This is a genomic window from Peribacillus butanolivorans, from assembly GCF_001273755.1.
In the GTDB taxonomy this organism is placed as follows: Bacteria; Bacillota; Bacilli; order Bacillales; family DSM-1321; genus Peribacillus; species Peribacillus butanolivorans.
In genome coordinates this window covers 1916262-1928523 of record NZ_LGYA01000001.1, presented here as the reverse complement: position 1 = coordinate 1928523, position 12262 = coordinate 1916262, and the positions used below count along the sequence as shown (strand labels likewise).

The window sequence follows — 12262 nt, the reverse complement described above, 5'->3', positions numbered from 1 at the left end:
CCTTCCTCCTTTCCAGATAAATTAAGACCACTGTAACCCGGTTTGCTTTAAAAATCATGTATCATCGCTACATTTCTATTGTTTGAAAAAGATCAGTTTCTTCTATAATATAGGGGGGATTTCCTTTAATAAAATACTCGTATTCTGTTAAAAAAGGTAAAGTAGGTTTTTTATTATCCCATAATTCAGGAACGGCTAAAGTTTGGGAACGATGAGACCTTAAAGCCCGAATCTTTTTTTGCAGAGTTTCTGAGATATTTACTTTAGTCACACTTTTCAGCATGCTCTCTTTTATCCATTTTTCATAATATGTATGCCAAAGGACAAAGTACAGTCTCTGAGCCTTAAAGGCAGAGAAAACAGAATCTGGATAAAAATCTGAATCACCTGATTTTGAAAATGCTAATGTCGCTGCACGACCAATTGCACAATGGTCTGGATGTCCCCCGTATTTCTCATTAAACGTTACTATTACTTGAGGTTTAATTTCTCGAATCACTTTTACAATTCGCTCCACTAATAAATCTATATCTTCAAACTCAATTGTTTTATCCCTTAAATTTAAATAACGCAGGTCGTTAATCCCTAATACTTCGCATGCGTTTTTTAACTCTAGTTCTCGTAATTTCGGCAATGATTCTCTCGTTGTAAGAATGGGATTGCCCATACGCCTGCCCATCTCACCTTTTGTTGCGCAAAGTAAGGTTATCTGTACACCAAGTTTAGAAATTTTGGCGATCGTTCCTCCACAAAGAAATGACTCATCATCAGGATGCGCAAGTATTACCAATAACTTTTCTTGAGATACCATAATACCTCCGCTTTTGTATTAGTCTATCAGCATTTATATAAAAAAACGGACATGGATGTCAAAACTGTTAGACATATCATGCCCACTTTAATGGTGACCAATAAAGTTATCTGAAGCCTTTATCTACATTAAGGGTTAACACAATTCATACAAAACAGATTTAACAGTTTCAATGACAAAGTGTAAATCTTCAACAGTTGAGGATAAAGGCGGTGCAATAATTAATACATTCCCGTATCCAGGAACTGTATCTCCGTTTCGGCCAATAATCAGGCCTTTTTTCTTACAAGCCCCAATTACCTTTCCCATTAGCTCTTCAGATACAGGTGTTTTTGATTTTTTATCTTCTACTAGTTCAATTCCATATAAAAATCCAATTCCTCGCACTTCTCCAACTTTTTCTAGAGCAGTCAATTCAAAGAGTTCACTTAGTGTTGATTCACTGAGTTCAGATACTCGTTGAACAATATTTTCATTTTCGATAATTTCAATGTTCTTGAGGGCAACTGCGCAAGATGCAGGGTGCCCTCCGTAGGTTGACACATGTCTAAAATGATTTAAATTTCCGTTCTCCTTAAATTTTTCATAAATCCTAGAGTTCACAGCTGTTGCTCCTAGTGGAAGATAACCGCTGGTCAATCCCTTTGCCATTGTTACAATATCAGGTTGAACCCCATCAGAGTGCATAAATCCAAACATTTTTCCTGTTCTGCCAAATCCTGAAACCACTTCATCCACAATTAAAAGAACATCATGCTTCTTACAAATTTCCGAAACTTTTGTTAAGTACTCTTTTGAAGGAATAAGGACCCCGCCGCCTGAAATGAATGGTTCAAGTATAACGCCAGCTACAGTCTCTGATCCTTCAAAGTTAATAACCTGATCAAGATATTCTGCTGCAAGGAGGTCAGAGTTCTCTGCGTTTTCTCCAAATGGGCTTCGATAACTATATGGTGGTGGCACATGTAGAAAACCCGGAACCGCTGGGTCATATTTCACTCTCCGATTCGCCTGAGCTGTTGCACTTAAAGCACCGAAAGTATTACCATGATAGGCACGATACCTAGAGATGAATTTGTATTTCCCCGGGTTTCCATTTTGAGAATGATATTGGCGAGCGATTTTAAAAGCGGTCTCATTCGCTTCAGATCCACTGTTAGTGAAAAAGGTTGTATATGAACCTTTTAAATGTTCACTTATTTTAGAAGATAGTTCAATAGCTGGCTTATGGCTTAAAGTTAATGGGAAGTAAGATAAATTCACCATTTGCTCATACGCTGCCTGAGCAATTTCTTTTCGTCCATGTCCTAAATTCAAGCACCATAATCCAGAAACCCCATCTAAATATTTATCCCCTTTTGTATCGGTAAACCATGAGCCGCTTCCTTCCGTTGCAATCATGGGACTTTCCTTTTCGTTATAACGATGCATCGCATGCCATAAATGATCTTTATCCATTTGAACAAGGTCTTTCGTTTCAGTTTCTAATTTCAATATTGAAACCCCCTTTTTATTTATTGAAATGAATTTTAGTTAAGTAACCTATACCGATCCAACCCAAAATAGAAAACAAGAGTATAAAAATATTGATGTTAAGGAGTAAATAGACGCGATAACTCAAAATACATCCATTAAGTATCGCGCCCATTACCACATTCTTTTTTAGTAATTATTTATCCCAGTTTTTATGATCTAAATGAGCGTACTTTTCTAATAATCTAGTAGGCATTTTTAAAGCGTCTTTTCTAAATGGAGGCGCTAATTGTGTTCCATCCACCTGAATATCAATGACGGTAGGTTTGTTTGATTTTATTGCCGCTTCTATGACAGGCCCTAATTCTTCAGGTTTTTCCACTCTAATTCCAACTGCCCCCATCGAACGAGCAACCTCTGCAAAATCTGGATTTTGGATATCTGCCCCCACAAAACGATTATTATAAAAATCGACTTGGTTCTTTTTCTCTGCACACCATGCATTATTATTAAAGACGCACGCGATGACTGGAATGTTTTCTTCAACTGCTGTACTTACTTCATGTAAGCTCATTCCCCATGCTCCATCTCCAACGATTGCTAAAACAGGTGTATTCGGCTCAGCTAATTTGGCACCAAGTGCAGATGGATAAGCAAAACCGGTGTTTCCGAATGTAAGGGCAGCGATGTGTCTACGACTCTGGTTAAATTTCAAGTAAGCGTTTGCAGTTGATGATACATTACCAATATCTGTTGAAACAATAGCATTCTCAGGTAACACTTTTGTTAATTCTAAGAGGGCGCGACGCGGGTTAATTGGCGTCCCATCTATCATCGCAAGTTCTACTAGTTCTTCTTCCCATTTTTGTTTTTCATTTGTTACCTCTACCATCCGCGCTTTTTCTTGTTTTAGGTTAGGTTTAATTTCCTTTAACCGTTTCATAATTTCTCGACTAGCTTCACGAGCATCACCGATAATACCAACTTCAACTGGGTGGGTTCTAGCGATTTGCCTTGGATTAATATCTATTTGAATTATTTTTGCCTCTTTAGGGAAATATTCAATGTCATAACATGGTAATGTACCAAATACGGATAATCTTGTACCAACCGCTAAAATAACATCTGCTTTCTTTAGTGTATTCATAGCAGCTTTTGATCCCATATATCCTATTGGGCCAACAGCTAACGGATGATCTGCAGGAAATGCATCATTATGCATATAGGATACAGCTACCGGAGCTGTCAAGTGTTCTGCTATATTCTTAATTTCCTCAATACCATCTGAATCAACTGTCCCTCTACCTGAAATAATAACTGGATACTCAGCCTCAGCTAAAATTTCAGCTGCTCTATCCAAGGATTCAGATGACCCGCATCCTCGTGAATCTACGCGATATTGATGTGGTTGAAGAATTTGATCCTCCACTTCACCATAGAAATAATCACGAGGGATATCAAATAATACAGGTCCTCTTTCAGCATAAGCAATTCGAAATGCTGTCCGTAGACAATCAGCGACTCGACCTGGGTGGGTCACTCTCACCGTTTCTTTTGTGATAGCCTTGAAAATGGAAACCTGATCACATTCCTGAAAACCATCCCATCCAACAGTTGGTGTACCTGCTGAAGGAGATATTACTACCATAGGAGTATGAGCTTGATTGGCCGCTGCTACAGAGGTTACCATATTGGTCATTCCTGGTCCGTTTTGACCGATAACAACCCCAGCAACACCTGAGACACGACAATAAGCATCTTCCATATGAGCAGCACTTTGTTCATGTCGAACTCCAATAAATCGAATGCCTGCTGTTGGCAATAAATCCAGCATATCCATAAAAGCAGAACCTAGAATTCCCGATATATGTTTGACTCCCTCTGCCACTAATGTCTCAACAATAGCTTCACTTGGTGTCATTTTTACTTTCGTTCCTCTTAACATTTTTGTTTCGACCATTGCACATTCTCCTTAACTTTAATGTATTTCTGATAATGACGTTGCAACGTCCGTACCAGTTATAAGATGTATAATACTACCATTCCATCGAACAGTCAATGAATAAATTGAATATTTTGAATTTATTTAAAATTAATATCCTAGCACGTACAGATAAAAGTGGTACTATCACATTTTTTATTAATATATCTTTTTTAGCCGCTGATAAATGCATCTTTTTTTTCTGTCAATCTGTAATTAATTCTATCAATTATTTCTAATAAATCTCCTATTTCATCAATAACAAAGTCGGCACCTGCATTTAGAAAACGATTCTCAGCATTCTTCATTCGCTTTTTGAGCTCATACGGATCCATTTCGTTGATTTCTTGTTCAGAAAGGCCTATTTCGCTGCCGCCTTTTAATACACCAACAGTCCACATTCCAGCATGAATCCCCCTCTTTGATGTCACTGATTGTATCACCAACCTTTACAATCTTACTTAGTGGATATACTTGTAGGTTTATAGCCGTTTGAAAGCACATCCAAGGATCGGGACGTCCTGTAGGCACTTCTGAAGACGCGACAATAGAGTCTGGTTGATAGCCCCACTTTTTTGCCTCTCCTGCTACAACATCTATCATTTCACGAGTATAGCCAGTTGTTGAACCAATTTTTATTCCTTGTTGTCTTAAACTGCTAACGAGTTCAATTAAACCAGGTACAGGCTTGGCGTAATTTTGGAGAACCTTGAATAACAAATCCTCAAAGTCCCTATATAGAGCATTTACATCTTTTTCATTTGGTTCTTTCCCAAATGCTGTAACCCATAAATTCGAGATCCTAGTCATTTTCAGGAGTTCCCTTATGTGGTCAATTTTTAATAAGCCCATTGGTTTTCTTGCTTCCTCAATGGTAATATCAATCCCCCTTATACTAAATACTTCTACAAACACTTGGACCGGTGCAAAACAACCATAATCAACCGTTGTGCCAGCCCAATCAAATATAACTGCCTGAACCCTCCCATTCAGTTCATTTGTACTTTCCAATCTGTTTCCCCCTCCCCATTTATTCCCTCACAAAAAGGGCTTATTCTAAAAAAGCACGTAAAGTCCTCTTGAGACTTTGCGGTAATTGTGGACTGACAATGAAGGAATGTCTCATTTTTTTAAAACATATAGTCTAGCTAAAAAATGCAGATAATTGAAGAATGTTCATCTGAGGAAATCCATAGAAGCAAACATAGCAATAAATATACTGATTTAATTTGTTAAGTTGAATCGAACTAGCTTTGTAATTGCCATATTACCAATGTCTATTGATGGCGTAGAAGTGTATATTAATTATATTTAGAATTTCTCAGAATTAGGGGGCCTAGGAACAATATTTAATTCATTCTCCATATACTTCGCTTTTTTTCGTCGAAATAAAAAGAAAGAACAAATAACTATAAAACTGAATAGCATCGTAAAAATAAACTGTGGACGCTGTGAATCTATAAATGCCATTAATATTAAAACGGAAATCATAGAAATGATGGTTGCATAAGTTAAATACGGAAATAACCACATTTTTATCTTGAAAATCCCAGGATTCTCTTTTTCCATCCTTTTCCTTAAGCGGAGATGAGAAATCGCAATGGCTAGATAGACAAGAATTCCAATTCCACCAGAAGAATTTACTAAAAAGAAAAATATTTTGTCAGGAGAAATATAACTAAAAATTGTGCTAATAAAGGCAAACACTGTACTTGCAATTACTGCAAGAACAGGGACCCCATTCTTGCTCACTTTTGAAAATAATTTTGGCGCATCACCCTTTTTTGCAAGAGAAAATAACATACGAGAGCTCGTATAAAGTCCTGAATTTAAGCAGGAAAGCAAAGCCGTTAGAACTACGATATTCATAATTAAAGCAGCCGAAGGAATACCCATCATTTCAAGAACAGCAACAAAAGGACTTTTCAGCAAAGATGCTGAATTCCAAGGTAAAAGTGTCACTAGTATAGCAATTGAACCGATATAAAAAATAAGTATACGCCATACCACGCTATTTAATGCACTTCTTACAGACTTTACTGGATCACTAGTCTCCCCTGCTGCAATGGCGGGAATCTCGACTCCAACGAAAGCGTGAAAGACAATCGCAACACCAACTAGTACTGAACTAATCCCGTTAGGAATAAAACCACCAAAGTTTAAAAGATTAGAGGCGCCAGGTGACTTAATAGTTGGTATTAAACCCAATATCACCGCTACTCCTAGACATAAGAATAGAATAATACTGACTATTTTAATAATAGAAAACCAATATTCAAATTCGCCAAATGATTTAACAGAAAATATATTTGTTAGTTTTAATAGAATTATTAATGAGAGACTTATTAACCAGACTGGAACTGAAGGAAGCCACTCATGTATTATCGCTGCCCCTGCTGTTGCTTCTAGTGCAATTACAATAACCCAAAAAAACCAATATAACCAACCTGTAGTAAAACCGGCCCACTCACCAATCCCTTCTCTTGCATAAACAGCAAAAGATCCTGTATTAGGGTTTACTGTAGCCATTTCTCCGAGCATTCTCATGACTAAAACAACGATTAAGCCTGCTAATACGTATGATAAAATCGCTCCGGGGCCTGTTTGACCAATAATAATACCGCTTCCTACGAATAAACCAGCTCCTATTACACCACTCAAAGATATCATTGTTAAATGTCTTTGTTTAAGACCAGGTTTCAATTCTTCTTGTTGATGTTTCATAACCTCCACCAACTTTCAGTAATTTAGGGAACCACTTATTGATAACGCTTACATCTACTTAAAAAGCCAGGCTACTCTAACACAACTACATAAACTACTTTTCCCTTACATACTCACAAAATAGTGCAAAAAATCATACATAACCATAAAACGGTGCAGATTTACCAATAAATAGACATTTTCGAAACAAACACTAGCGTTATTCTTATGTGTATAGACACATAAGAATAGGTCTTTTCAGCTTATTGCTTAATATTATTCACGCAACCAAAGAGACGAAGCTCTAGATTTTCTGTTATCCTATTTCCTCCTCCATATAGTTTATTATGACAATCGAAATGGAACTAAGATCACAACGTCATGATGTTAGTACCACTTTCTATGTGTATAATACACTCTGACTTTTTTAAAGTCAATTTAAAAATCAGAATATTTGGACAACCGTTCAGGAATCATTATAAGAACATAATTTTAATGTTTACAAAACACCAGACTGACTCCTGATCTCGTAATTCTATTTTTCCGTTTTAGCTGTTTTGTCCAATTGCCCTTCGATATCTATCATTACTGCCTTCTGATTTCTATTAAGCATTTTCTTTAAAAGTGACGAAAAGATCAGCGTAAACGCAACACCCTTAATGATCGAAGTATAACCATAAACAAGCAGACCCAATAATAGTACGATAAGATTAATTATCCTGATTGTCGCTGCTATATCTATTTTTTTATTTTTGTGATGTAAAATTAAAGCTATAACATCAAACCCAACAGTGGATGCATTTGCTGTTATACATAAATAGTATCCTAGTGCTATCAAAATCGCCGAAATAATAATTACTACAATGATGTTTACATCAATGCTTATACTCAGTGAATAAAATAAGTTAAAAAAAAGCATATAACTAAGGGAACTTACTATTGATTTGAAAAAGTATTCTTTCCCTAGAAAAACTAAACATATAATTAATAATAGTCCTGTAACAAAATTAGCAAGCATGGCTATGTTATAGCCAGATAAAGCATTTAATAGTAACGCGGAACTCGTCACACCACCATTAATAATTTCATTCGGTACAATTAAATAAGCATAGGCAAAGGTCATTGAAATATTTCCCACAATAATTTTAATTAAGTCCTTCATTAATTTTGTCACCTTTCTATAACAATTTAAGAAAAAGTCTAAAAATTAGATAGTTAAAGCTTTCTCCTCCTTCGATATATATATTTATACTTGAACTATATGAACAACATTCATTACTAAGTTCAAATATTAAAGATTCGTTTAAGTTACATTAAGTCTTTACCGCCACTGCTTTTTGATAAAAGTAGAATGAACCCCTTGCTAGAAGCTCTCTTCCCTCCTAATTACCGTAAGAATTTAGGTAACCTGACAAGAATTGTATTAAACCTAAAAAGAATCTAATTTTTTGAAATAGTCCTACTCTCAGAATCTGATTCATTATCAAAAGTAGTAAATACAATGGGAGACAAAGTAAAAAATCGCGGAGTTATCAAGTGACAGTCAGCAACATTTCTTCCAGAACTATCAGATATGTTCGAGAAAGCATAAGAGTATATTCTTGCAAACCAAACCTATTCTGAGGGAATACTCAATTGAAGAATATTATTGCTAAAATTAAGAATCTTATCTTTTGTATGAAAATTGGATTCCGAGATGTTTCATTCTCCTTATCAGATTTGCATGGTCAATGTCGAGCTTAATGGCAGCTTTTCTAAGGCTTTGTGAAGATTGAAGGGCATTTAAGATCATCTGAGATTCAAATTGAGCCATGGCTTCCTTTAGATTAAGATTATTTGTGGATAATAGATTATTATCTGACTTTTCATCGCGGAACTTTCTTGGGGAATTTCTAATTTCCAATAATCTCTTATATGTTCTGGCAAGTCTCTATGGGTTATGAATGGTACTGATGTTGATACTACTAAAAACTCTATAATATTTTTTAATTCACGAACATTACCAGGCCATTGATAGCTTTCCATAATCTTTAAAGATTCGGCATGATTTGTTTTTTTATTCCGTACTGCTCACAAAGCATTGTAAGGTAAACGTCAATAAGAGGTAAAATGTCGGATTTCCGCTTGTATAACGGTGGAATATTCAAATGAATCACATTAATTCGGTACCACAAGTCTTCTCTGAATTGTTTTTTATTAACAAGATCCCTGAGGTCTCTATTGGTAGAACAAACTAACCGAAACGTAAGAGGAATTAGCTTCGAATCACCTATTCGAGTAATTGCTTAATCTTGAAGAACACGAAGCAATTTAGCTTGCATCAACTTTGGTAGTTCACCAATTTCATCTAAGAGTATGGTGCCTGTATTAGCTTTTTCAAAAAGACCAGCCTTCCCTCCTTTTTTGGGCCCAGTAAAGGCTCCTTCAGCATATCCAAATAATTCAGACTCAAATAATTCAGCTGGAATCGCAGCACAATTGATTTTAATAAAGGGGGCATCCTTTTGAGGACTATACTAATGAATATAATTTGCTAACACTTCTTTTCCTGTTCCGGAATCACCTGTGATAGGTACAGATGTAGGGAAAGCAGCAACCTTTTTTACCTTTTCCATTTAATTTTGCATTTCCTGACTTCTAATAACAATTTGTGAAGAATTAATTCTTTGTTTTGCTTCAATTTCTTTATCAGGTTCAATTATTTCCACCATTATCCACTCTCCTTTTGTAGTCATTTTATTACCAGGTTGGTGACAATTCAACACCATTATTATTTAAGTTGATATATAACCCCTAAATATTACGAACATTCAAACTTCGGCATAGTTCTTGCATCAGTAAATCAATAGTACAAACTCCTTAAACATAAAAGAAAAAATGACACCTAGAGATTAAATAGATGTCACTTTCTTAAATAGGTGTTCTTTATAACGATATGTTCGTCTTTTATAGAGATATGCACTGCACTCCCTATTTCCAACTGTATGAAAAAAGTTTACCTCTGTCAGGCATGTATCAAATACAGCTCACATGAAAGATGCTTACACACTCAAGCGATAAGTTTTAAGAGATGTCAATTTTGCTAATTGGGATACTAGTAATAAAGCGTTATATATAGGAAATCAACCCTTTTGGTTGTCCTTCCCCTTCTTAGAATGATAAAAATTATATTGGTATATTGTAATTTTTCTATATTTTCATAATTGGAATCAATTATATGATTATATTTATGTTAGGGAGGGGAAAAGATGGGAAAAACACTATATCAAGACCAAACATTAGTGTTAATTCAAACATGCCAGATTCATGATGAGGTAATAAGTGAACATGGCTTTTACTTGATTAAGGTATTGGAAAAACGTATGAATATGAGTGAACAGTAAAAAAACCGAAATCTATATGTATTGAAAAAGTGAGATGATTGGGAGTGGATAAATGGTAGGAAAGAATGATTTTATTCAAGGATTTGTGCCAAACCATAATCATGGATCCGTTTACTATACATCTGTTGATGCTGGCCATGTTCATCAGTGTTTAGATGTAACTTCTCCTCCTGTTATGAGTAAAGATGATAACTATGTGCATTACACGGAAGGATATGTTGTCTATGAAGATGGCCATACTCACTATTACCAGAAATACTCCGGCCCTGCTTTTCCTGTAGGAAATGGAATGCATGTTCTTTATTATGATTTTTATGCAACAGAAGCCAATGGACAACGCCATCGAGTGAAGAGCGTTGACCAGCCAGCCCGAGGAAACAAGTAAAGTAATCCAACTGTTTCAAACACCTTTACTTTTTTATTAATGCTTCTCTGTAATTAATTGTCTCTCCCTGGCTTGTAGTAATAAGGATCGCTTTTATGTTCCTTAATTTCATTATTATCTATAAATAACTTTCCATCTTCTAAAAAAGTTGCTAATGTAATATTCTCTATTTTTTCACCCATTTTTTCGAGCTCGTTAATTAGCCAACTTTGGTTTAATTGTAGATATTTTAAATTATGGTAAACAATTTGACTGTCCAGTATGAGTGGGATAGGAAGATATTCTTTCTTTACTTGTAAATTTAAATCATTTGGTTGAACTGGTCGATATTCCGACTTGGGGATAACACTAATACTTCCTGTTTCCTCCATCACTGCAATGGCAATGTTTCGAGTATCGGTATACCCTTTTTCTCTTAAATGTGACAGTAATTCATTTATTGGCATACGTACCTTTTTCAACCCTTTTCTATCAATATCTCCGTTTTGAATTAATACCGTTGGACTTTCATATAAGATCCATCTTAATTTATTATGTAGGGATAAACGTATAAAGATTTTATATAGAATTACTGTGATTCCAGCATAGGTAATAGCCTTTCCCATATTACTAACCTCTACTGGGGTACTGATGATATTGGTTAGGACAAGAATATACAATAAATCGAATGAGTGCATTTGAGCTACTGCTTTTTTTCCACTCAACCTTAAAAATAAATATCCTACAACAAAAATCAAGAATGCACGGTAAAATGTTTCCAATTTTGCATCACCTCTTATAAAAATTCTCAACTTTTATCAAACGTCCTAACTGAATAAAAGATATCTTTAGTATTAGAAATTTAATTCGTATCTAAACCGGATATTTTGGATTTGCAAAAGTCAAGTAAATCATTTTAGACAAACACGACTTAAATGCTCAATATGTTCAATTAAACTTCTTGAAAAAAAGATATAGGTAGCTCCTCATTTCAGTATTACCATGGCATAGGTAGCTTCATATAATATTTCTCTATTTTTACTGAGACACCTTCTTCAACAAAACTGCCCCTTTAGCTCCATAAGAAACTTCTATGGCGGCGCTCCTCGCCGCCACCATCTACTACGAAAATCTATACTCAAAATAGAGTCTAACTCTTTAACACCTTGACGATAATGGATGATAACAATACAACTAGGCTGAACCTTTTTTGGTGGATCTTAAGGAAGATACCCTGTATAAGAAACTGGTTGTGACAGTATTGAAGAACCATTTAGTGTACTACAAGTACGTATACAAAAATTTTTGCAACAAATCTCCTGTCATATGTATTGTTAATCTTTTATTGAGGTGATTCTCCTTTGGAAGCAATGATTGAACGGTGTGCTGGCCTAGATGTACACCAAGAAACAGTAGTAGCCTGTGTATTATTTGGTCCATTAGATAAAAAGCCAAATACCTCTATTGAAACGTTTTCAACTACAACAACAGGACTCTTGGCTTTAAGTGATTGGTTAACTACCCTTCAGGTATCCGATGTTGTGATG

General features: G+C 35.4%; 9 protein-coding genes and 4 pseudogenes. 3 read left to right on the top strand and 10 right to left on the bottom strand.

All coding sequences use genetic code 11. The features are described from left to right. Positions 1-67: 67 nt before the first annotated feature. The 9 genes and pseudogenes from AKG34_RS09065 to AKG34_RS28715 form a co-directional block, all read right to left on the bottom strand. The gene (locus AKG34_RS09065) at positions 68-811 is read right to left on the bottom strand and encodes a PIG-L family deacetylase (protein WP_053345775.1); all 744 of its coding nucleotides are present in this window, start codon (positions 809-811) and stop codon (positions 68-70) included. A gap of 135 nt (positions 812-946) precedes the next feature. Then, complete coding sequence (locus tag AKG34_RS09060; protein WP_176527411.1) at positions 947-2305, bottom strand: aminotransferase; 1359 nt, start codon at positions 2303-2305, stop codon at positions 947-949. A 175-nt stretch (positions 2306-2480) separates the two neighbouring features. Next, the gene (gene xsc / locus AKG34_RS09055) at positions 2481-4244 is read right to left on the bottom strand and encodes a sulfoacetaldehyde acetyltransferase (protein WP_053345774.1); all 1764 of its coding nucleotides are present in this window, start codon (positions 4242-4244) and stop codon (positions 2481-2483) included. A 194-nt stretch (positions 4245-4438) separates the two neighbouring features. Continuing rightward, positions 4439-5258: pseudogene (gene phnX / locus AKG34_RS09050) on the bottom strand (phosphonoacetaldehyde hydrolase). Between the two features lie 318 nt (positions 5259-5576). Continuing rightward, positions 5577-6989 (bottom strand): amino acid permease, encoded by a 1413-nt coding sequence (locus AKG34_RS09045; protein ID WP_053345773.1) that lies wholly within the window; start codon positions 6987-6989, stop codon positions 5577-5579. Positions 6990-7503: 514 nt separating this feature from the next. Beyond that, on the bottom strand, positions 7504-8130 hold the full coding sequence (locus AKG34_RS09040; protein ID WP_083450734.1) for a YitT family protein: 627 nt from the start codon (positions 8128-8130) through the stop codon (positions 7504-7506). Between the two features lie 504 nt (positions 8131-8634). Further along, positions 8635-8871, bottom strand: a complete 237-nt coding sequence (locus AKG34_RS29605; RefSeq protein WP_053345772.1) for a helix-turn-helix domain-containing protein — start codon at positions 8869-8871, stop codon at positions 8635-8637. After that, positions 8790-9014, bottom strand: a pseudogene (locus AKG34_RS29810) (AAA-type ATPase lid domain-containing protein); the annotation flags it as partial. The pseudogene AKG34_RS29810 and the gene AKG34_RS29605, both read right to left, overlap by 82 nt. Then, a pseudogene (locus AKG34_RS28715) lies at positions 8999-9583 on the bottom strand (sigma 54-interacting transcriptional regulator). The pseudogenes AKG34_RS28715 and AKG34_RS29810, both read right to left, overlap by 16 nt. 633 nt (positions 9584-10216) lie before the next feature. Between AKG34_RS28715 and AKG34_RS29265 the strand changes: the two are divergent. Continuing rightward, positions 10217-10351, top strand: coding sequence for a hypothetical protein (locus AKG34_RS29265; RefSeq protein WP_269083727.1), 135 nt, complete (start codon positions 10217-10219; stop codon positions 10349-10351). Between the two features lie 52 nt (positions 10352-10403). Further along, positions 10404-10736, top strand: coding sequence for a YmaF family protein (locus AKG34_RS09030; RefSeq protein WP_053345771.1), 333 nt, complete (start codon positions 10404-10406; stop codon positions 10734-10736). 53 nt (positions 10737-10789) lie between these two features. On the opposite strand, the gene AKG34_RS09025 is transcribed toward AKG34_RS09030, so the two are convergent. Further along, positions 10790-11497 (bottom strand): DUF421 domain-containing protein, encoded by a 708-nt coding sequence (locus AKG34_RS09025; RefSeq protein ID WP_053345770.1) that lies wholly within the window; start codon positions 11495-11497, stop codon positions 10790-10792. Between the two features lie 588 nt (positions 11498-12085). Here AKG34_RS09025 and AKG34_RS09020 point away from each other — a divergent pair. After that, positions 12086-12262, top strand: a pseudogene (locus AKG34_RS09020) (IS110 family transposase); the annotation flags it as partial.